Source organism: Burkholderia sp. BCC0506 (assembly GCF_902833145.1).
In the GTDB taxonomy this organism is placed as follows: Bacteria; Pseudomonadota; Gammaproteobacteria; order Burkholderiales; family Burkholderiaceae; genus Burkholderia.
The window spans coordinates 30,704-51,318 of sequence record NZ_CADFEN010000009.1 but is presented as its reverse complement, the minus strand read 5'-3'; the positions used below and the strand labels follow the sequence as shown (position 1 = coordinate 51,318).

The window sequence follows — 20,615 nt, the reverse complement described above, 5'->3', positions numbered from 1 at the left end:
TCGGTACGATTGACCGCCCGCGCTCGCTACGCCGCCGGCCGGCGCCCGTCCAGCGCACCGTCGGCGGCCGCCGGATCGAGCCCGGCCGCCGGATCGAGCCCGGCCGCCACGCCGGCCGCCGGAAAACCGTCCGGCAACCCCACCACGCGCACTTCGCGCTGCGGAAACGGAATCGAAATCCCGTGCGCGCTGAACAGCCGCCAGATGTTGCGGTTCACGCTCGAGCGTACGCCGGACGTGCCCTTCGCCGCATCCTCGATCCAGAAGCCGAGCTCCAGGTCGATCCCGTCCGCGCCGAAACTCACGAGGTACGGGGTCGGTGCCGGCTCGGCGAGCACGCGCGGCACGTCCTTCGCGGCGTCGGCGAGCAACGCGAGCGCCTGCTCGACGTCGCTCGTGTACGCGACCTGCACGGCGACCTTCGCATAGCCGCGCGTCAGGTACGACGACTGGTTCTGCACGACGTCGGTGATCAGCTTCTCGTTCGGGATCAGCGTCTCGTTGCCGTCGAGGCCGCGCACGACCGTGTAGCGCGTGCGGATCTGCGTGACGACGCCCTGCAGCCCGCCGACGCTGATCGCATCGCCGAGCCGCAGCGAGCGGTCGAGCAGGATGATGAAGCCCGACACGTAGTTGCTCGCGATCTTCTGCAGCCCGAACCCGAGGCCGACGCCCAGCGCGCCGCCGAACACGCCGAGCACCGTCACGTCGATGCCGACGAGCGACAGCCCGATCAGGATCGCCGCGAACACGAGCAGCGCGCGGCCGACCCGCGACAGCACGACCTTCAGGTTCGCGTCGAGCGTGCTTGCGCGCGCCAGGCGATCCTCGAGCACCGAGCCGAGCCACATCGCGACCATCAGCGTCACGCACACCCACAGCGCGCCGGAGATCACCGACAGCAGCGTGAGATGCGCGGTCGCGACCCGGAACTGCACGCTGTCGAGCCAGCCGAGCACGTCGCGCTGGATGCCGAGCACCGTCATCACCATCGCGGCCCACACGACGGTCGACACGATCTTCTCGACGATCGACAGCCACGCATGCGTGTGGCCGTCGCGCGCGAACACGCGCCGCGCGAAGAAGAACAGCACGTAGATCAGGCCGATGCCGAACAGCGGCACGAGCGCGAGCGACAGCAGCGACGTCGACATGAACGGGTCGAACGCGAGCTGCGCGGCGCCGACGAACAGGCTGCCGAAGAGCGGAAACAGCGCCCGCTCGAGGCTTTGCGCGCCTGCACCCGGCTCGCGTCCGGCGGCCCGGCGCCGCGCATCGATCCGGCCGTGCACGAAGCGCGCGGCGACCCACGCGAAACACAGCGCGCCGACGAGGATCGCCGCCTGCCAGATCATCACCGGCTGGTGGAAATCGCGAATCACCGAGGCCAGCCGGTGCGACAGCAGGCGGCTCTGCAGACTCTCCATCGTCCGTCCGCGTCGTCGTTACTGCGCGGCGCGGCGCTCGAGCACCGCGGCGAAGAAGCCGTCGGTCGCGTGACGATGCGGCCACAGCGACAGGTAATCGCCCGTCTCGAGCTCGATGCGCTGGTCGGCCAGCACCTTCTGCGCCGGCACCAGCACGAACTCCGGATGATCGGCCAGGAACTGTTCGACGATGCGCTCGTTCTCGGCGTCGAGCACGCTGCAGGTCGCGTAGACGAGCCGGCCGCCCTTCTTCACGAGCCGCGCGGCGCTCGCGAGGATCGACGCCTGCTTCGGCGTCAGCTCGTCGATCGCCGTGCGCGTCTGGCGCCACTTGAGGTCCGGATTGCGGCGCAGCGTGCCGAGGCCGCTGCACGGCGCGTCGACCAGCACGCGGTCGATCTTGCCCGCGAGGCGCTTGATCTTCGCGTCGTGCTCGCTGTCGATCAGCACCGGGTTCACGTTCGACAGCCCGCTGCGCGCGAGGCGCGGCTTCAGCTTCGCGAGGCGCTTCTCCGACACGTCGAACGCATAGAGGCGCCCGGTCGAGCGCATCATCGCGCCGAGCGCGAGCGTCTTGCCGCCCGCGCCCGCGCAGAAATCGACGACCATCTCGCCGCGCCGCGGCGCGACCAGCGAGCACAGCAGCTGGCTGCCTTCGTCCTGCACCTCGATCGCGCCTTCCTCGAACAGCTTCAGGCGCGTCAGCGCCGGCTTGCCGACCACGCGCACGCCGAGCGGCGCGAACGGCGTCGCGCCCGCATCGATGCCGCTCGCGCGCAGCGCATCGATCACCTGGTCGCGGGTCGCCTTCTGCGCATTGGCGCGCAGGTCGAGCGGCGCCGGGTAGTTCAACGCGGCGGCGAGCTGCGCGAGTTCTTCTGCATCGAAACGGGCCGACAGCGCCTGGTGAATCCAGTCGGGCAGGTTCGTGCGAATGCGCACCGGCAGGCTCGCCGGATCGATCTTCGACACGTGCTCGAGCCATGCGGACTCGGTGTCGGACAGGAACGGCTTGAGCGCATTGCGACCGACCGTCTGCATCAGGCCGAGCAGCGTGAGGCGCCGTGCGGGCGTGCCGGAGCCGCTCTCGGCCAGATGCGAAAATTCCATCTTCCGGCGCAGCACCGCGAACACGGCTTCGGCGATCACGCCGCGCTCGGCATGCCCGAGCTTCGGGTGCGCACGGAAGAACCGGCTCGTCGTCGCGTCGGCGGGGCCCGCGAATTTCAGCACCTCGGCCAGCAAAGTCTCGGTCTGGCCGATCAGGAATCCGTGCAGCTTCATACACCCTCACTCGTTTCGGTTTGCGGTTGATCCGCGAAAATCCAGCGCGCCTCTTCCGGCGCGACCACTGCGCGGCCGTCCTCGAGGCGCAGACGCCCGTCGACGAACCAGCGCACCGCGCGCGGATACAGCACGTGCTCGACCGCCAGCACGCGCCGCGCGAGCGCGGCCGCGTCGTCGCCGGCCCGCACGGGCACCGCGCCCTGCGCGACGATCGCCCCGCTGTCGAGCTCGGGAATGACGAAATGCACGCTCGCGCCATGCAGCGCGACGCCCGCATCGAGCGCCTGCTGGTGCGTGTGGATGCCCTTGAAGCTCGGCAGCAGCGACGGGTGGATGTTCAGCAACCGGCCCTCGTATCGTCTGACGAATGCGGGCGTGAGGATGCGCATGAAGCCGGCGAGCACGACGAGATCGGGCGCGAAACGGTCGATCTCGGCGGCGAGCGCCGCGTCGAAGCTGTCGCGGCCGTCGAACGACCGGTGGTCGACCACCGCCGTCGCCACCCCGTGCGACGCGGCAAAGGCCAGCCCGGCCGCATCGGGCCGGTTGGCGATCACGGCGGCAATCTCGGCCGGCCAGCGTTCCTGCGCGCACGCGCGGACGATGGCCTCCATGTTGCTGCCGCGACCGGAAATCAGGATCACGAGTTTTTTCATCCGCGAATTTTACCATTCGCCCCCGCGTTTCCCGCCTTCTCGGCCGTCGGCCCGCCCGAACGTTTATAATCTTCTGCTTTGCGGCATCCCACCGCCCATTCCCCCGACGCTGCATCCGCTATCGTGAAAGTCTTCCGCGGCCTGCCCAACGCCGAGAGCCGCGCGCCGTGCGCGCTGACGATCGGCAACTTCGACGGTGTCCATCGCGGCCACCAGGCCCTGCTCGCGCGCGTGCGCGCGGCAGCGGACGCGCGCGGCCTGCCCGTGTGCGTGATGACGTTCGAGCCGCACCCGCGCGAATTCTTCAATCCGGCCGGCGCACCGCCGCGCATCGCGATGCTGCGCGACAAGCTCGAGGCGCTGCGCGATCACGGCGTCGACCGCGTCGTCGTCGAGCATTTCAACCACACCTTCGCGAGCCAGTCGCCGCAGGCGTTCGTCGAGCGCACGCTGGTGAACGGGCTGCACACGCGCTGGATGATGGTCGGCGACGATTTCTGCTACGGCGCGAAGCGCGCGGGCACCTTCGACACGCTGAAGGCGGCCGGCGAGCAGTACGGCTTCGAGGTCGAGCAGATGGGCACGGTGGCCGGCAGCGACGGCACGCGCATTTCCAGCTCCGGCGTGCGCGCGTCGCTCGCTGCGGGCGATCTCGACGCGGCCGCGCAGGCGCTCGGCCACGGCTACGCGATCAGCGGCCACGTCGCGCACGGGCTGAAGCTCGGCCGCGACCTCGGCTTCCCGACGCTGAACCTGCCGATCGCGCACAAGCGGCCGGCGCTCGCGGGCATCTTCGTCGTGCAGGTGCACGGCCTCGGCCCCGAGCCGCTGCCGGGCGTCGCGAGCCTCGGGCTGCGCCCGACCGTCGACGATTCCGGCCGCGTGCTGCTCGAAGTCCACCTGCTCGACTGGCACGGCGACGCGTACGGCAAGCTGATCCGCGTCGAATTCCTGAAGAAGCTGCGCGACGAGGCGAAATTCGACGATCTCGAGGCGCTGTCGCGCGCGATCGCGCTCGACGTCGCGAATGCGCGCGCGTACTTCATCGAGCGCGATCGTGCGCCCGGCAGCCGCGCGACTGGCTTCGCGACGTCGGCCACCGACCGAATTAGCTGATCCGGACGGCGGCGCCCTCGCGCCGCACCCTCGCGCGCCTTCTCGCGCGCCTACCCGATTCACGACGCCCGAGCGTCCCCCGATTGAGATAGCGATCCCATCATGAGCAACAAGAAAGCCGATTCGAAACCGCAGGCCAAGTATCCGGTCAACCTGCTCGACACGCCGTTCCCGATGCGCGGCGACCTGCCCAAGCGCGAGCCGCAGTGGGTCAAGGAATGGGAAGAGCGCGGCATCTACGACAAGATCCGCGCGGCCAGCAAGGGCCGGCCGAAGTTCATCCTGCACGACGGCCCGCCGTATGCGAACGGCGACATCCACCTCGGCCACGCGGTCAACAAGATCCTGAAGGACATCGTCGTCAAGTCGCGCAACATGGCCGGCTTCGACGCGCCGTACGTGCCGGGCTGGGATTGCCACGGGATGCCGATCGAGATCCAGATCGAGAAGCAGTTCGGCAAGTCGCTGCCGGCCGCCGAAGTGATGAGCAAGGCGCGCGCGTACGCGACCGAGCAGATCGAGAAGCAGAAGGTCGGCTTCAAGCGCCTGGGCGTGCTCGGCGACTGGGCCAACCCGTACAAGACGATGAACTTCGTCAACGAGGCGGAAGAAATCCGCGCGCTCGGCAAGATCATCGAGAAGGGTTACGTGTACCGCGGGCTGAAGCCGGTGAACTGGTGCTTCGACTGCGGCTCGGCGCTGGCCGAGGCGGAGGTCGAGTACAAGGACCGCACCGATCCGACGATCGACGTGATGTTCGCGTTCGCGGAACCGGACAAGACCGCGCACGCGTTCGGCCTGCCGGCGCTGCCGCGCGCCGAAGGCGGCATCGTGATCTGGACCACCACGCCGTGGACGATTCCCGCCAACCAGGCGCTGAACCTCCATCCGGAAATCGTCTACGCGCTGGTCGACACCGAGCGCGGGCTGCTGATCATCGCGGAAGAACGCGTCGAAGCCTGCATGACGGACTTCAAGCTGACCGGCCGCGTCATCGCGACCGCGCCCGGCGTGAAGCTCGCGAACCTGCGCTTCCACCATCCGCTCGCGTCGGCCCACCCCGGCTACAAGCGCACCGCGCCCGTCTACCTCGGCGACTACGTGACGACCGACACCGGTACCGGCGTCGTGCACTCGTCGCCCGCGTACGGTATCGAGGACTTCCAGTCGTGCAAGGCGCACGGGATGACCGATTCCGACTTCATCAACCCGGTGATGGGCGACGGCCGCTACATCGAATCGCTGCCGCTGTTCGGCGGCCTGTCGATCTGGGACGCGAACCCGAAGATCGTCGACGCGCTGAACGCGGCCGGCTCGCTGCTGCGCAGCGAGAAGTACACGCACAGCTACATGCACTGCTGGCGCCACAAGACGCCGATCATCTACCGCGCGACGTCGCAGTGGTTCGCCGGCATGGACGTGACGCCGCAAGACGGCGGCAAGACGCTGCGCGAAACGGCACTCGAAGGCGTCGACGCAACCGCGTTCTACCCGTCGTGGGGCAAGCAGCGCCTGTTCAGCATGATCGCGAACCGTCCCGACTGGACGCTGTCGCGCCAGCGCCAGTGGGGCGTGCCGATGGCGTTCTTCGTGCACAAGGAAACCGGCGAGCTGCACCCGCGCACGCTCGAGCTGCTCGAGGAAGTCGCGAAGCGCGTCGAGCAGTCGGGCATCGAGGCGTGGCAGTCGCTCGACCCGCGCGAGCTGATCGGCGACGACGCGAACCTGTACGAAAAGAACCGCGACACGCTCGACGTGTGGTTCGACTCGGGCACGACGCACTGGCACGTGCTGCGCGGCTCGCACAAGGATCAGCTGCAATTCCCGGCCGACCTGTACCTCGAAGGCTCGGACCAGCATCGCGGCTGGTTCCACTCGTCGCTGCTGACGGCCTCGATGCTCGACGGCCGCGCGCCGTACAAGGGTCTGCTCACGCACGGCTTCACGGTCGACGGCGAAGGCCGCAAGATGAGCAAGTCGCTCGGCAACGGCATCGACCCGCATGAAGTCGCGAACCGTCTCGGCGCGGAAATCATCCGGCTGTGGATCGCGTCGACCGACTACTCGGGCGAGCTCGCGATCTCCGAGGAAATCCTGAAGCGCGTGACCGAAGGCTATCGCCGCATCCGCAACACGCTGCGCTTCCTGCTCGCGAACCTGTCGGATTTCGATTTCGCGCAGCACGCGGTGCCGGTCGACGAATGGCTCGAGATCGACCGCTACGCGGTCGCGTTCTCGCAGCAACTGCAGACGGAACTGCTCGGCCACTACGAGAAGTACGAATTCCACCCGGTCGTCGCGAAGCTGCAGACGTACTGCTCGGAAGATCTCGGCGGCTTCTACCTCGACGTGCTGAAGGATCGCCTGTACACGAGCGCCGCCGATTCGCGCGCGCGCCGCTCCGCGCAAACGGCGCTGTACCACCTGACGCAAGGCCTGCTGCGCGTGCTCGCGCCGTTCCTGTCGTTCACGGCGGAAGAAGCGTGGAAGGTGTTCCAGCCGGCGAGCGACACGATCTTCACGGAAACCTACTATGCGTATCCGGAAGTCGCCGGCTCGGCCGCGCTGATCGAGAAGTGGGCGCTGCTGCGCGACGTGCGCGGCAACGTGACGAAGGCGCTCGAGGAAGCACGCACCGCGAACCGGATCGGTTCGTCGCTGCAGGCCGAAGTCACCGTCCATGCGAGCGGCGCGCGCTACGACGCGCTCACGAGCCTCGGCGACGACCTCAAGTTCGTGCTGATCACGTCGGCCGCGACGGTCGTCAAGGTCGACGACGAAGCACAGGAAAGCGTCGACGTAGCCGCGTCGAAGTACCAGAAGTGCGAACGCTGCTGGCACTATCGCGAAGATGTCGGCGCGCACGCCGATCATCCGACGCTGTGCGGCCGCTGCTTCTCGAACCTGTTTGAAAACGGCGAAATCCGGAGCGCTGCGTAACCATGGCGAAGACCCTGTCGAAACCGGCCAGCGGCGCGCTCGCGCCCTGGCTCGGCATTTCGCTGATCGTGATCCTGTTCGACCAGTTGTCGAAGATCGCGATCCTCAAAACGTTCGCGTACGGCGCGCAGCATGCGCTGACGTCGTTCTTCAACCTCGTGCTGGTGTACAACCGCGGCGCCGCGTTCGGCTTCCTGTCGACCGCGAGCGGCTGGCAGCGCTGGGCGTTCACCGCGCTCGGCGTCGGCGCCACGCTCGTGATCTGCTTCCTGCTGAAGCGCCACGGCCACCAGCGGCTCTTCAGCGTGTCGCTCGCGCTGATCCTCGGCGGTGCGCTCGGCAACGTGATCGACCGGCTCGTCTACGGCCACGTGATCGACTTTCTCGATTTCCACCTCGGCGCGTGGCACTTCCCGGCGTTCAACCTCGCCGATTCCGCGATCACGATCGGCGCGGTGCTGCTGATCTACGACGAGTTACGGCGCGTGCGCGGCGCGCGCTGAGCGCGCATACTCGGCGTCGACGGCCGGCTTCGTGCCGGCCGTTCCGTTTGACCCCAGGAGGCCTGAGTTGGCACACGCAGAACTCGCAGGAAAACACCTCGTTCTCGGCCTGACGGGCGGCATCGCCTGCTACAAGATCGCCGAGCTCACGCGGCTGCTCGTGAAGGCCGGCGCGACCGTGCAGGTCGCGATGACCGAAGCGGCCACCCAGTTCATCACGCCCGTCACGATGCAGGCGCTGTCGGGCCGGCCCGTCTACACGAGCCAGTGGGACGCGCGCATCGACAACAACATGGCGCACATCGACCTGTCGCGCGAAGCCGACGCGATCGTGATCGCGCCGGCGTCGACGGATTTCCTCGCGAAGCTCGCGCACGGGTTCGCCGACGACCTGCTGTCGACGCTGTGCGTCGCGCGCGACTGTCCGCTGCTGGTCGTCCCCGCGATGAACCGCCAGATGTGGCAGAACCCGGCCACGCAACGCAACGCCGCGCAACTGCGCGCGGACGGCGTGTCGGTGCTCGGTCCGGATTCGGGCGCGCAGGCGTGCGGCGAAGTCGGCGACGGCCGCATGCTCGAGCCCGAGGCGATCTATGAAGCGATCGTCGCGCACTTCGCGCCGAAGGTGCTCGCGCACCGACGCGTGTTGATCACGGCCGGGCCGACGTTCGAGCCGCTCGACCCGGTGCGCGGCCTCACGAACCGCTCGAGCGGCAAGATGGGCTTCGCGCTCGCGCGCGCCGCGCAACAGGCCGGCGCCGACGTGCATCTCGTGGCCGGGCCGGTCGCGCTCGACACGCCGTGGGGCGTGTACCGCCAGGACGTGCAGACCGCGCAGCAGATGTGCGACGCGGTGATGCATGCGGTCGCCGATGCCGACATCTTCATCGCGGTGGCCGCGGTCGCCGACTGGCGCGTCGAGCAGCCGGCCGAGCACAAGATGAAGAAGACGGCCGACCGCAAGATGCCGGCGCTCGCATTCGTCGAGAACCCCGACATCCTTGCGTCGGTCGCGGCGCTGCCCGATCCGCCGTTCTGCGTCGGCTTCGCGGCCGAAAGCGGCGACCTCGACGTGCACGGCGACGAGAAGCGCAAGCGCAAGAACGTGCCGCTGCTCGTCGGCAACCTCGGCCCGCTGACGTTCGGGCGCGACGACAACGAAGTCGTGCTGTTCGAAGCGGCCGGCCTCACGCGCCTGCCGCGCGCGCCGAAGGATGAACTCGCGCACACGCTCGTCGCCGAAATCGCGAAGCGCCTGCCCGACAACCGCCTGATCTGATCCCATGCGGCGGCCGTTGGCGCCGCCGCCCCTTCCGACCGATTCGACGACCGCATGAAACTCGACCTGAAGATTCTCGACGCGCGCATGCGCGACTACCTGCCCGCCTACGCGACCACCGGCAGCGCGGGCCTCGACCTGCGCGCGTGCCTCGACGCACCGGTCACGCTGCAGCCGGGCGAAACCACGCTCGTGCCGACGGGCCTTGCGATCCACCTCGCCGATCCCGGCTATGCGGCGCTGATCCTGCCGCGCTCGGGCCTCGGGCACAAGCACGGGATCGTGCTCGGCAACCTCGTCGGCCTGATCGACTCCGACTATCAGGGCCAGTTGATGGTCTCGACGTGGAACCGCGGCCAGACCGAATTCGTGCTGAATCCGTTCGAACGTCTCGCGCAGCTCGTGATCGTGCCGGTCGTGCAGGCGCAGTTCAACATCGTCGACGAATTCACCGAAAGCGATCGCGGCGAAGGCGGCTTCGGCAGCACCGGCCGCCACTGAGCGACGCATGAAAAAAGGGCCGCGCTGAGTGCACCGCACCCCGAAAGTGGCGCACCGGGGTGCAGTTCAGCGTGGCCCTTTCTTGCTCACGCGCCGTCACTTGCCGACTGGTTGCGCGATCCGTGCCGGCGCCGGTTCGCGACGCCGCGCCTGAGCGATGCTCGCGTAGACGACCATCGCGACCAGCACGCCCAGCAGCACGGCCGACGAGCCGACCGTACCGAGCGCGAGGCCGCCCTTCGCGACCGGCTTCGTCAGCAGATCGCCGACCGTCGCGCCGAACGGCCGCGTCAGCACGAACGCCGCCCAGAACAGCAGCACGCCGGAGATGCGCGTGAAGTAGTGCGCGAGCACGATCGCCGCCAGCAGGCCGCCGATCAGCAGCGCGCCGCCGCCGAAGCCGAGCCCCGAGCTATCGGCGAGGAAGTCGCCGAGCGCGGTGCCGAGCGTGTTCGAGAACAGGATCGCGATCCAGTACAGCAACTCGACCTTGCGCGTGCGAATCAGGTCGACCGACAGCGATTCGCCGCTCAGGCGCCAGACCGCGAAGATCGCCAGCAGGATCGCGACCAGGATCGACGAGCCGGCCGCGTAGCCGAGACCGAGCGTGCGATCCATGAAATCGGACATCGTCGTGCCGGCCGTGCTCGTCGCGACGATCACGGCCCAGTAGACCGCCGGACGATAGCGCGTCGTCCGGAGCTGCGCGCCCAGCGTCACGAGAAAGAAACCGAACAGCAGGATCGAGCTCACCGCGTAGCCGACGTCCAGCGTCATCGACAGCAGGTCGCCGCCGGTTTCGCCGAGCGTCGTCGCACAGATCTTCATGATCCAGAACGCGAGCGTGATTTCGGGCAGTTTGTTCATTCGAACCCCTTTTTGCAGGAATTGACGCGCCGATGCGGACCGGCACGCCGTGCAGACAGGCTCGAATGTAGTCGCCGCTCGCTTAACGGAACCTTAGCGAATGTGAAATGCGAAGAACGGCGTGGGCGGCCACGCCGGCGCGGTCAGCGCGCGTGCTGGTGCCGGTAATGCAGCGCGTAGGCGAGCGTCAGCAGCACGACGAACACGACGCCGACCACCATCGTCATCCGGAATTCGCGCGTGAAAGCGGTCGTCAGCAGGATCGCCGCGACGAGCGCCGCGCCAAGCAGGCTGCCGAACGGGTGGCCCCACATCCGGAACGCGAGCGCGGGGCCGCGATACCGCGAACGGAACCGCAGATGCGTGACGAAGATCATCAGCCACGTGAACAGCGCGCCGAACATCGCGATCGCCATCATCACGGTAAACGCCGTATCAGGCGCGAGCGCAACCAGCACGGCCGCCACCGCGACGCCGCTCGTCGAAATCCACAGCGCCGCGCGCGGCACGCCGTTCGCGCCGAGCCGGCCGAACACCGCGGGCGCGAGGCGCGCGCGCGACAGGCTGAACATCATCCGCGTCGTCACGTAGAGCTGGCTGTTCATCGCCGACAGCGCCGCGATCAGCAGCACGAAGTTGATCACACCCGGCGCATACGGCACGTGCGTCGCGGCCATCACCTTCACGAACGGGCTTTCGTCGGTGCCGGCCTGCGTCCACGGCACGATCGCGAGCATCAGCGACAGCGTCAGCAGGTAGAACAGCACGAGCCGGAACACGGTCGAGCGGAATGCGCGCGTGACCGCGTGCTGCGGATCGCGCGCCTCGCCGGCCGCGATCGCGACCGCCTCGATGCTCATGTAGCTGAAGATCGCGACGATCACCGCCACCCACGTGCCCCACGGCCCCTTCGGCATGAAGCCGCCATGCGCGGTGTAGTTCGCGAAACCGATGCCGGAGGCGGCCGGCGCCGACCACACGAGATAGGCGCCGAGCACGATGAACACGACGATCGCCGCGATCTTCAGCAGCGAGAACGCGTATTCGACCGTCCCGTACAGCGTGACGCTCGCGAGGTTCACCGCGATCAGCAGCGCGGAGAAGCCGAGCACCCAGTACCAGCCGGGCACGGCCGGGAACCAGTACTTCATGAACACGGCGATCGCGCTGATCTCGGTGCCGATCGCGAACACGACCGCGAACCAGTACGCATAACGCACGAGGAAGCCCGCGAGCGGCCCGACGTAATGCTCGGCATAGGCACCGAACGAGCCGGCCGTCGGATGCGCGACGGTCATTTCCGCGAGCGCGCCCATCAGCAGCAACGCGATCAGCGCGCCGATCGCATAGGAAACCAGCACGCTCGGCCCGGCGAGCCCGATCGCGAACCCGCTGCCGAGGAACAGCCCCGTGCCGATCGCGCCGCCGATCGCGATCATCGCCATCTGCCCCGACGTCAGCGCATGGCGCAACCCTTGTTCGCGCGCGACGATGTTGTCGAACGACCGTTGTTGTTGTGTCACTGCGTTACCACTCCCCTGCCCCACCATCGCGCCGCCGGCGCCGGATAAAACGAAACGGCGCGGAGAACTTCCCGCGCCGTTCGCACGAACAACGAATTATCGCTTACTCGACTTCGACCGTCTCTTCGTTCGGCTTGTGCGGCGGATTCGCCAGCTTGTCGAACGACAACTGCACCTTGTCGCTTTCGTCGACGTCGACCGTCACATGGCCGCCGTTGACGAGCTTGCCGAACAGCAGCTCGTCGGCCAGCGCACGACGGATCGTGTCCTGGATCAGCCGCTGCATCGGCCGCGCGCCCATCAGCGGGTCGAAGCCGTGTTTCGCGAGATGCTTGCGCAACGCGTCCGTGAAGAGCGCGTCGACCTTCTTCTCGTGCAGCTGTTCCTCGAGCTGGATCAGGAACTTGTCGACCACGCGCATGATGATTTCCTCATCGAGCGAGCGGAAGCTGATGATCGCGTCCAGACGGTTGCGGAACTCCGGCGTGAACAGGCGCTTGATGTCGGTCATCTCGTCGCCCGTTTCGCGGCGCGTCGTGAAGCCGATCGTCGCCTTCTGCATCGACTCGGCGCCCGCGTTCGTCGTCATGATGATGATGACGTTGCGGAAATCCGCCTTGCGGCCGTTGTTGTCCGTCAGCGTGCCGTGGTCCATCACCTGCAGCAGCACGTTGAAGATGTCCGGATGCGCCTTCTCGATTTCGTCGAGCAGCAGCACGCAATGCGGCTTCTTCGTGACGGCTTCGGTCAAGAGGCCGCCCTGGTCGAACCCGACGTAGCCCGGCGGCGCGCCGATCAGCCGGCTCACCGCGTGACGCTCCATGTATTCCGACATGTCGAAGCGGATCAGCTCGATGCCGAGCGTGAACGCGAGCTGGCGCGCCACTTCGGTCTTGCCGACGCCCGTCGGGCCGGAGAACAGGAACGCGCCGATCGGCTTGTCCATCTTGCCGAGGCCCGCGCGCGCCATCTTGATCGAGGCCGCGAGCGCGTCGATCGCCGGATCCTGGCCGAACACGACGCTCTTCAGGTCGCGGTCGAGCGTCTGCAGCTTGCTGCGATCGTCCTGCGACACGCTTTGCGCCGGCACGCGCGCGATCTTCGAGATGATTTCCTCGATCTCGCCCTTGCCGATCGTCTTCTTCTGCTTCGACTTCGGCAGGATGCGCTGGGCGGCGCCCGCCTCGTCGATCACGTCGATCGCCTTGTCCGGCAGGTGACGGTCGGTGATGAAGCGCGCCGACAGCTCGGCCGCGGCCGACAAGGCGCCCGACGAATACTTGACGCCGTGATGCTCCTCGAAGCGCGACTTCAGCCCGCGCAGGATCGCGACCGTCTGCTCGACGCTCGGCTCCGTCACGTCGACCTTCTGGAAGCGCCGCGACAGCGCCGCGTCCTTCTCGAAGATGCCGCGATACTCGGTGAACGTGGTCGCGCCGATGCACTTGAGCGTGCCCGACGACAACGCCGGCTTCAGCAGGTTCGACGCATCGAGCGTGCCGCCCGACGCCGCACCCGCGCCGATCAGCGTATGGATTTCGTCGATGAACAGGATCGCGTGCGGGCGCTCCTTCAGTTCCTTCAGCACCGTCTTCAGACGCTGCTCGAAATCGCCGCGATACTTGGTGCCGGCGAGCAGCGCGCCCATGTCGAGCGAGTACACCTGCGCGTTCGCGAGGATGTCGGGCACCTCGCCGCGCGTGATCCGGTACGCGAGACCTTCCGCGATCGCGGTCTTGCCGACGCCGGCTTCCCCGACGAGCAGCGGGTTGTTCTTGCGACGGCGGCACAGCACCTGCACGACGCGCTCGACCTCGGGCTCGCGCCCGATCAGCGGATCGATGCGGCCGTCCTTCGCCATCTGGTTCAGGTTCTGCGTGAACTGCGCGAGCGGGGTTTCCTTCTGCGCGTTCGCGTCTTCGCTTTCCGCGTTCGCGTCGGTCGACTTCGCGGCTTCGCCGCTGTTCGTCTTCGCGATGCCGTGCGAAATGAAGTTCACCACGTCGAGGCGCGTGACGCCCTGCTGCTGCAGGTAGTACACGGCGTGCGAATCCTTTTCGCCGAAGATCGCGACCAGCACGTTCGCGCCGGTGACTTCCTTCTTGCCGTTCGACGTCGACTGGACGTGCATGATCGCGCGCTGGATCACACGCTGGAAACCGAGCGTCGGCTGGGTATCGACGTCGTCGGTGCCCGGGACGGTAGGTGTGTTGTCGTGGATGAAATTGCGCAGGTTCTGACGCAGGTCCTCGATGTTGGCCGCGCACGCGCGCAACACCTCGGCTGCCGTCGGATTATCCAGCAGGGCCAGCAGCAGATGCTCGACCGTAATGAACTCATGGCGCGCCTGGCGTGCTTCCATGAACGCCATGTGCAGGCTGACTTCCAATTCCTGGGCAATCATGCTTCCTCCATCACGCACTGCAGCGGATGCCCTGCCTGCCGCGCATGGGTAACGACTTGCTCAACCTTGGTCGACGCGATGTCCCGCGTATAGACCCCACAAACCCCTCGCCCTTCGCGATGGACCTTCAGCATGATCTGCGTGGCCGTCTCGCGATCCTTCTTGAAATACTCCTGGACCACCATCACGACGAACTCCATCGGCGTGAAGTCGTCGTTCAGCAGCACCACCTTGTACATCGAAGGCGGCTTGAGCTTCTGCTGCTTGCGTTCCAGGACGGTACTGTCCTGCTTGTCCGGGATAATCGCCATACACCCATTCTAAACAACTCGGACAGGCCCGCAATCCTGCCATTACCCGACCGACCGGCCGGCGCCCTCCCCGGTGACCCGGAACACGCGATCATCCTTCGCGCCATACGAAAGCCGGCTGCGGTGCCGGCTTTCACGCATGACGCGGAACACGAACCGTCAGGGGGAATCGCACCGGAACGTCGTGTCCGCATCCAGTATCCCACAAGCCGGGACGACTCGAACGCGTGTCACTCGAGCCTGGTATATGAGCCGATTATGCGGCTTTTCAAGCCCTCGCGCTTGGCCGCATGCTGCAAAGCAAAGCCGGAAAAACCCTGAAAATGGGTTCTTTACAACGACCCTCTAAACGTCTAAAAATTCCACTTGACACTCCAATAAAGAGCGCCAACAATCAAGCTGGCACTTTTTTCAATTCGCCGGTTGGCGAAACGAAAGAGGCCGAGGTGAGCTTGTGAGGGGGGAACGGCTGCGTTTTCCGGTCGTTTAGCTTTTCGAGCGTGCTCGTGGTAAGTAGCAGCGACTGTGTGACAGGGGAAGTAGGAAATGGCAACTGGTATCGTTAAGTGGTTCAACGACGCGAAGGGCTTCGGTTTCATCACTCCCGACGAGGGCGGTGAGGATCTGTTTGCGCACTTCTCGGCTATCACCATGAATGGCTTCAAGACGCTGAAGGAAGGCCAGAAGGTGAGCTTTGACGTCGTCCAAGGGCCGAAGGGCAAGCAAGCGTCGAACATCCAGGCCGTATAAGGCATCGGATATCAGACGAAGAAACCCGGCGCATTTGCGCCGGGTTTCTTTTTTTATGGCCGGCCGATCGATAATCGATTGGCCGGCCTTTTCGTTCAATCCCGATAATTGAACACGCATTGTCTTGTCACGCACGCAGATCGGGCATCGAATCCGCGCGTGAAACATATCTACGGCTTCGTTACACGACCTTCAGCGTACCCATCATGCCGAGATCCTCGTGCTCGAGAATGTGGCAATGAAACATGCGCTCGCCGGGCATGTCTTGCGTGACGAGAATCGACACGGTTTCGCCGCTGCGCACGTTTACGGTATCGCGCCACGCGCGGAACGGTTCGCTCGTGCGTGAACCGGCCGCCGCCCGCTCGATCACCTGGAACTGCGTGCCGTGCAGATGGAACGGGTGGTCCATGTCCGTCGTATTGCGGATGTCCCAGCGCTCCACGTCGCCGCGGCGGCTCGTCAGCGTCGCGCGGTGCGGCGCATAGGTGTCGCCGTTGATCGTGAAGCGCATGCCTGCCGGGCGGCCATGCGCCGCGCCCTTCATCATCGCGTCCATGTCCATTTCCTCGCCGAACGCGACCGTCTTGTGCGCCACCGGTTCGCCCAGCGGCGGCACCGCGCGTAGCGTCGCAGGCAGCGCGCGGGCCTCGGCGGGCGCGAACGCGACATCGGCCAGCGCCAGCGCCGGATCCGGCGGCAGGCTGCCGTGGCCGTCGTCGTGCGACATCGCCATCTTGCGGCGGTCGTACTCGGCCGCCTGTAGCACCGCGCGCGACGCACGATCGCCCGCGCGCACCAGCAGCTCCGCGCGCTCGCCCGGCGCGATCAGCAGCGACGTCGCGCGCCGCGGCGCGTCGAACAACCCGCCGTCGGTGCCGGCGTGCTCGAACACGCGGCCGTCGTCGAATGCGATGCGCAGGTAGCGCGCGCTGCACGCGTTCCAGACACGCCAGCGTTCGTCGCCCGCGACGTCGATGCGCGGCCGGCGCGCGCCGTTGACGAGCACGAACTGGCCTTCACGGCCGTTCATCCAGTCCATCATGTCGTTCGGCGCAATCGTGCCGTCGCGTGCAAGCTTCAGGTCCGACACGAACAGGTGGCGCTCGGGCCAACCGGCAAGCGGATCGTCCGCGGCGCGAACGACGAACGGGCCCGCCAGCCCGCGGAACACCTGTTCGGCCGTCATCATGTGCGGATGCGGGTGGTACCAGTAGGTGCCGGCGCTGCCCTTCGGCAGCGTGAAGCGATACACGCGCGTCGCGCCGGGCGCGACGGGATCGGACGGGTTGCCGTCCTGATCGGGTGGCACGGGCAGGCCGTGCCAGTGGATCGTCGACGGTTGCGGCAGCTTGTTCACGAACCGGATCTCGACCGTATCGCCCTCGCGCACGTCGATCAGCGGCCCGACGACGGGGCCTTGCGTGCCCGCGCCGAATTGCCAGAACGTGGTCGGCCGCGCGCCGCGCAGCAGCGGCCGCGCGACCGGTTGAGCGACCAGCGTGGCCCGGAACGTGCCGGGCTCGCGGCTTTCGTTGGCCAGCGTGCGCAACGTCGCGAGCGGCGCGCCGGCCGGCAGCGCATCGGCGGCCGCGAGCGCGGCCGGTGCGGGCTTGCCGTGCGGCGCGTGCGCCGACATTCCTGACATATCCGACATGCCCGGCATGTCGTCCATCGAATCCATGCCGGCCATGCCCGCGTGACCGGCGTGCTGCGCCCACGCGGTGCGCGCGAACAGTGAAGCGGCCGCGACGCCGATGGTGCGCGACAGGAAGGTTCTGCGTCTCATCAATCGATCCTCGTTGTTCATGCTGCGCCGCGCGACAGCCGCGACGGTCGCGTCATCATAACCGCAGGGCCCGATCGAAAAACGCCGCGGCCGGACGGGCGGCGATACGCCGCAGCACACATCGTTACCGCGCCAGGCACGGCTTCGCGATCGGCATCGCCGGACAATGCTTCGGCAACCACGGCGAGTCACCTCCCGTCCCTTTGCGCGCCCCGGCACATGCGCTTGGCGCCTTCTGCCCGGCCCTCGCGCGCCCGGCCGCTGCATCCGGATGCTCGAACCCGTCAATTTTTCACGATGCGGAACAAGTCACTGCGTTATAAAAATTCGTGGTGCAGGGCACAAATTCCCCGTTTCGCGATGCCGAAATACGTTCCGCAATACAAAACAATGAAAATAAACCACTGTTTTTGAAAGAGAATTTTTGTTTCGAGAAGCCGCTCTATGTGCACCATCCGATCGAGGCTCGGACGTAGACTTTGTTCCATGCACTGACGCTTCGCCACGAGGTTCGACACGGAATCCGGCGCAGACAGTCAGTCGGGCCGCAGCCGGCCGAGCCGGCAGACGGCACAACAGCATCGCTCGTGATCAGAAAGGGAGAACGGAAATGAAGGGATTTCGCTTTGGTTCAGCGCTCGGGTCGTTCTACATCCTGCCGGGTAACGGCGGCTGGGAAGCGACGTTCGGCAACGCCCTGCTCGGCGCATTCTCGTGCCCCGAAGTGGCCGCCGACCACATCTCTCGCGGCGACTGCGAACAACTGTCCGAACTCGACACCGCGACGCTCGAAGTGCCGCACGAAATCGCGGAATGGGAAGTCGTTCACGTCTGACTATGGCAAGCCTGCAACGACAAACGCCCCGGGGCAACCGGGGCGTTTTTCTTGAGTGCCGGGCGGCGGACGATCCGCCCCGCCGCACCGGCACGTGCATCGGCTCGCGCGATGGCGCGGCCGGTGTCAGGCGAGCGCGTCGACGATGCCGTTCAGCGTCGCGCTCGGGCGCATCGCCTGGCTCGTCAGGTCGACGTTCGGACGATAGTAGCCGCCGATCGCCTGCGGCTTGCCTTGCGCAGCAGCCAGCTCCTCCAGGATGCGCGCCTCGTTGTCGGACAGCGCCTTCGCCACGCCTTCGAACTGCGCCTTCAGCGCGGCGTCCTCGGTCTGCTCGGCCAGCGCCTGCGCCCAGTACAGGCACAGGTAGAAGTGGCTGCCGCGGTTGTCGAGGCCGCCGACCTTGCGCGCCGGCGACTTGTTCTCGTCCAGGAACTTGCCGGTCGCCTGGTCGAGCGTCTTCGCGAGCACGAGTGCCTTCGGGTTCCGGTATGCATTGCCGAGGTGTTCGAGCGACGCGGCCAGCGCGAGGAATTCGCCGAGCGAATCCCAGCGCAGGAAGCCTTCCTCGACGAACTGCTGCACGTGCTTCGGCGCGGAGCCGCCCGCACCCGTTTCGAACATCCCGCCGCCGGCCATCAGCGGCACGATCGACAGCATCTTCGCGCTGGTGCCGAGTTCCATGATCGGGAACAGGTCGGTCAGGTAGTCGCGCAGCACGTTGCCGGTGACCGAGATCGTGTCCTTGCCCGCGCGGATGCGCTCGAGCGAGAAGCGCGTGGCTTCGACCGGCGTCATGATGCGAATGTCGAGGCCATTCGTGTCGTGATCCTTCAGGTAGCGTTCGACCTTCGCGATGATCTGCGCGTCGTGCGCGCGCGCCGGATCGAGCCAGAACACGGCCGGCGCGCCGGTCGCGCGAGCGCGGTTCACCGCGAGCTTGACCCAGTCCTGCACCGGTGCGTCCTTCGTCTGGCACATGCGCCAGATGTCGCCCGACTCGACCGCGTGCTCGAGCAGCACGTTGCCGGCTTCGTCGGTGACGCGCACGACGCCGTCCGCCGGGATCTGGAACGTCTTGTCGTGCGAACCGTATTCTTCGGCCGCCTGCGCCATCAGGCCGACGTTCGGCACGCTGCCCATCGTGACCGGATCGAACGCGCCGTGCTGCTTGCAGTCCTCGATCACGGCCTGGTACACGCCTGCGTAGCAGCGATCCGGAATCACGGCCTTCGCGTCGTACAGTTGACCGTCCGGGCCCCACATGCCGCCCGAGTCGCGAATCATCGCCGGCATCGATGCGTCGACGATCACGTCGCTCGGCACGTGCAGGTTCGTGATGCCCTTGTCCGAGTTGACCATCGCGAGGCGCGGGCGCACCGCGTACTCGGCCTTGACGTCGGCTTCGATCGCCTCGCGCGTGTCGGCCGGCAGGTCCTTCAGGCGCGCGTACAGATCGCCGATCCCGTTGTTCGGGTTGAAGCCGGCCTTCGCCAGCACGTCCGCGTGCTTCGTGAGCGCGTCGCGGTAGAACACCGACACGAAGTGACCGAACAGGATCGGGTCCGAGACCTTCATCATGGTCGCCTTCAGGTGCACCGAGAACAGCACGTCCTGCGCCTTCGCATCGGCGATCTGCGCTTCGATGAAGCTGCGCAGCGCCTTGCGGCTCATCACCGATGCGTCGATGATTTCACCGGCCTTCACGGCCGTCTTTTCCTTCAGCACCTTCTTCGCGCCGTCGGTCGTCGTGAGTTCGATCTTCACGTTGCCGGCCTCGGCGATCAGCGCCGACTTCTCGCTGCCGTAGAAGTCGCCTTCGGTCATGTGCGCGACGTGGGCCTTCGACGTGGGCTTCCACGCGCCCATCTTGTGCGGATGCTTGCGTGCGTAGTTCTTGACCGACAGCGGCGCGCGGCGGTCGGAGTTGCCTTCGCGCAGCACCGGGTTGACCGCGCTGCCCTTGATCTTGTCGTAACGCGCCTTGACGGCCTTCTCTTCGTCCGTCGACGGATCTTCCGGATAGGCCGGCAGCGCGTAGCCCTGCGCCTGCAGTTCCGCGATCGCGGCCTTCAGTTGCGGCACCGATGCGCTGATGTTCGGCAGCTTGATGATGTTCGCTTCCGGCTTCAGCGTGAGCTGGCCCAGCTCGGCCAGATCGTCGGAACCCTTCTGCTCCGACGGCAGGACGTCTGCGAATGCCGCGATGATGCGGCCGGCGAGCGAGATGTCGCGCGTCTCGACGGCGACGCCGGACGAACGCGTGAAGGCCTTGACGATCGGCAGCAGCGAGTAGGTCGCGAGCGCCGGCGCTTCGTCGGTGAGGGTGTAGATGATCTTGGGCGAAGTGGACATGGTGGTCAAAGCATTGCTACGTGAGTGTGGGACTGAGGAGCGCCGGCGGTAACCGGCGGGGAGCGACCGGGT

The 20,615-nt window shown here is 66.7% G+C and carries 16 protein-coding genes; 7 read left to right on the top strand and 9 right to left on the bottom strand.

What is annotated here, in order from left to right; all coding sequences use genetic code 11:
* Positions 1 to 26 precede the first annotated feature (26 nt).
* From HWX62_RS21075 to purN, 3 genes are read right to left on the bottom strand one after another with little or no spacing between them, the layout of a single operon-like run.
* Positions 27 to 1,427 (bottom strand): mechanosensitive ion channel domain-containing protein, encoded by a 1,401-nt coding sequence (locus tag HWX62_RS21075; protein ID WP_175930460.1) that lies wholly within the window; start codon positions 1,425 to 1,427, stop codon positions 27 to 29.
* A gap of 18 nt (positions 1,428 to 1,445) precedes the next feature.
* Positions 1,446 to 2,711 (bottom strand): RsmB/NOP family class I SAM-dependent RNA methyltransferase, encoded by a 1,266-nt coding sequence (locus tag HWX62_RS21070; protein WP_175930459.1) that lies wholly within the window; start codon positions 2,709 to 2,711, stop codon positions 1,446 to 1,448.
* On the bottom strand, positions 2,708 to 3,370 hold the full coding sequence (gene purN / locus HWX62_RS21065; protein ID WP_175930458.1) for a phosphoribosylglycinamide formyltransferase: 663 nt from the start codon (positions 3,368 to 3,370) through the stop codon (positions 2,708 to 2,710). The genes HWX62_RS21070 and purN overlap by 4 nt, the downstream gene beginning before the upstream one ends.
* 123 nt (positions 3,371 to 3,493) lie before the next feature.
* Between purN and HWX62_RS21060 the strand changes: the two genes are divergently transcribed.
* The 5 genes from HWX62_RS21060 (at position 3,494) to dut (ending at position 9,709) form a co-directional block, all read left to right on the top strand.
* Positions 3,494 to 4,486, top strand: a complete 993-nt coding sequence (locus HWX62_RS21060; protein WP_175930457.1) for a bifunctional riboflavin kinase/FAD synthetase — start codon at positions 3,494 to 3,496, stop codon at positions 4,484 to 4,486.
* Positions 4,487 to 4,588: 102 nt separating this feature from the next.
* Positions 4,589 to 7,426 carry an isoleucine--tRNA ligase gene (gene ileS / locus HWX62_RS21055; protein ID WP_175930456.1) on the top strand — a complete coding sequence of 946 codons (2,838 nt, stop codon included), beginning with the start codon at positions 4,589 to 4,591 and terminating at the stop codon, positions 7,424 to 7,426.
* Positions 7,427 to 7,428: 2 nt separating this feature from the next.
* Complete coding sequence (lspA, locus tag HWX62_RS21050) at positions 7,429 to 7,929, top strand: signal peptidase II (RefSeq protein WP_175930455.1); 501 nt, start codon at positions 7,429 to 7,431, stop codon at positions 7,927 to 7,929.
* A gap of 67 nt (positions 7,930 to 7,996) precedes the next feature.
* Positions 7,997 to 9,208, top strand: coding sequence for a bifunctional phosphopantothenoylcysteine decarboxylase/phosphopantothenate--cysteine ligase CoaBC (gene coaBC / locus HWX62_RS21045; RefSeq protein ID WP_175930454.1), 1,212 nt, complete (start codon positions 7,997 to 7,999; stop codon positions 9,206 to 9,208).
* A gap of 54 nt (positions 9,209 to 9,262) precedes the next feature.
* Positions 9,263 to 9,709 (top strand): dUTP diphosphatase, encoded by a 447-nt coding sequence (gene dut / locus HWX62_RS21040; RefSeq protein ID WP_006488961.1) that lies wholly within the window; start codon positions 9,263 to 9,265, stop codon positions 9,707 to 9,709.
* 96 nt (positions 9,710 to 9,805) lie between these two features.
* On the opposite strand, the gene HWX62_RS21035 is transcribed toward dut, so the two are convergent.
* The 4 genes from HWX62_RS21035 to clpS all read right to left on the bottom strand — a co-directional run bounded on the left by HWX62_RS21035 (position 9,806) and on the right by clpS (position 14,814).
* Entirely contained in the window at positions 9,806 to 10,576 is a 771-nt protein-coding gene (locus HWX62_RS21035) for a hypothetical protein (RefSeq protein ID WP_175930453.1), read from the bottom strand.
* A gap of 143 nt (positions 10,577 to 10,719) precedes the next feature.
* Positions 10,720 to 12,099, bottom strand: coding sequence for an amino acid permease (locus tag HWX62_RS21030; protein WP_175930452.1), 1,380 nt, complete (start codon positions 12,097 to 12,099; stop codon positions 10,720 to 10,722).
* A 103-nt stretch (positions 12,100 to 12,202) separates the two neighbouring features.
* Positions 12,203 to 14,503 carry an ATP-dependent Clp protease ATP-binding subunit ClpA gene (gene clpA, locus HWX62_RS21025; RefSeq protein WP_059576869.1) on the bottom strand — a complete coding sequence of 767 codons (2,301 nt, stop codon included), beginning with the start codon at positions 14,501 to 14,503 and terminating at the stop codon, positions 12,203 to 12,205.
* The gene (gene clpS / locus HWX62_RS21020) at positions 14,500 to 14,814 is read right to left on the bottom strand and encodes an ATP-dependent Clp protease adapter ClpS (RefSeq protein ID WP_006398529.1); all 315 of its coding nucleotides are present in this window, start codon (positions 14,812 to 14,814) and stop codon (positions 14,500 to 14,502) included. Before clpS ends, clpA begins: the two co-directional genes overlap by 4 nt.
* Positions 14,815 to 15,360: 546 nt before the next feature.
* On the opposite strand from clpS, the gene HWX62_RS21015 reads away from it, so the two are divergent.
* Positions 15,361 to 15,564: a cold-shock protein gene (locus tag HWX62_RS21015; protein WP_006488945.1), complete on the top strand. Its 204-nt coding sequence runs from the start codon at positions 15,361 to 15,363 to the stop codon at positions 15,562 to 15,564.
* A gap of 181 nt (positions 15,565 to 15,745) precedes the next feature.
* On the opposite strand, the gene HWX62_RS21010 is transcribed toward HWX62_RS21015, so the two are convergent.
* On the bottom strand, positions 15,746 to 17,353 hold the full coding sequence (locus HWX62_RS21010) for a multicopper oxidase family protein (protein WP_175930451.1): 1,608 nt from the start codon (positions 17,351 to 17,353) through the stop codon (positions 15,746 to 15,748).
* Between the two features lie 610 nt (positions 17,354 to 17,963).
* Between HWX62_RS21010 and HWX62_RS21005 the strand changes: the two genes are divergently transcribed.
* A complete protein-coding gene (locus HWX62_RS21005) occupies positions 17,964 to 18,188 on the top strand; it encodes a hypothetical protein (RefSeq protein ID WP_175930450.1) in 225 nt (74 codons plus the stop codon).
* A gap of 126 nt (positions 18,189 to 18,314) precedes the next feature.
* Here HWX62_RS21005 and HWX62_RS21000 read toward each other — a convergent pair whose 3' ends face one another.
* The gene (locus tag HWX62_RS21000) at positions 18,315 to 20,543 is read right to left on the bottom strand and encodes an NADP-dependent isocitrate dehydrogenase (RefSeq protein ID WP_175930449.1); all 2,229 of its coding nucleotides are present in this window, start codon (positions 20,541 to 20,543) and stop codon (positions 18,315 to 18,317) included.
* Between the last annotated feature and the right edge of the window lie 72 nt (positions 20,544 to 20,615).

Coding starts and splice junctions, on each gene's coding strand:
- HWX62_RS21075 (WP_175930460.1), bottom strand. CDS start 1,427: ATGGAGAGTCTGCAGAGCCGCCTGCTGTCGCACCGGCTGGCCTCGGTG.
- HWX62_RS21070 (WP_175930459.1), bottom strand. CDS start 2,711: ATGAAGCTGCACGGATTCCTGATCGGCCAGACCGAGACTTTGCTGGCC.
- purN (WP_175930458.1), bottom strand. CDS start 3,370: ATGAAAAAACTCGTGATCCTGATTTCCGGTCGCGGCAGCAACATGGAG.
- ileS (WP_175930456.1), top strand. CDS start 4,589: ATGAGCAACAAGAAAGCCGATTCGAAACCGCAGGCCAAGTATCCGGTC.
- lspA (WP_175930455.1), top strand. CDS start 7,429: ATGGCGAAGACCCTGTCGAAACCGGCCAGCGGCGCGCTCGCGCCCTGG.
- dut (WP_006488961.1), top strand. CDS start 9,263: ATGAAACTCGACCTGAAGATTCTCGACGCGCGCATGCGCGACTACCTG.
- HWX62_RS21035 (WP_175930453.1), bottom strand. CDS start 10,576: ATGAACAAACTGCCCGAAATCACGCTCGCGTTCTGGATCATGAAGATC.
- clpA (WP_059576869.1), bottom strand. CDS start 14,503: ATGATTGCCCAGGAATTGGAAGTCAGCCTGCACATGGCGTTCATGGAA.
- clpS (WP_006398529.1), bottom strand. CDS start 14,814: ATGGCGATTATCCCGGACAAGCAGGACAGTACCGTCCTGGAACGCAAG.
- HWX62_RS21015 (WP_006488945.1), top strand. CDS start 15,361: ATGGCAACTGGTATCGTTAAGTGGTTCAACGACGCGAAGGGCTTCGGT.
- HWX62_RS21010 (WP_175930451.1), bottom strand. CDS start 17,353: ATGAGACGCAGAACCTTCCTGTCGCGCACCATCGGCGTCGCGGCCGCT.
- HWX62_RS21005 (WP_175930450.1), top strand. CDS start 17,964: ATGAAGGGATTTCGCTTTGGTTCAGCGCTCGGGTCGTTCTACATCCTG.
- HWX62_RS21000 (WP_175930449.1), bottom strand. CDS start 20,543: ATGTCCACTTCGCCCAAGATCATCTACACCCTCACCGACGAAGCGCCG.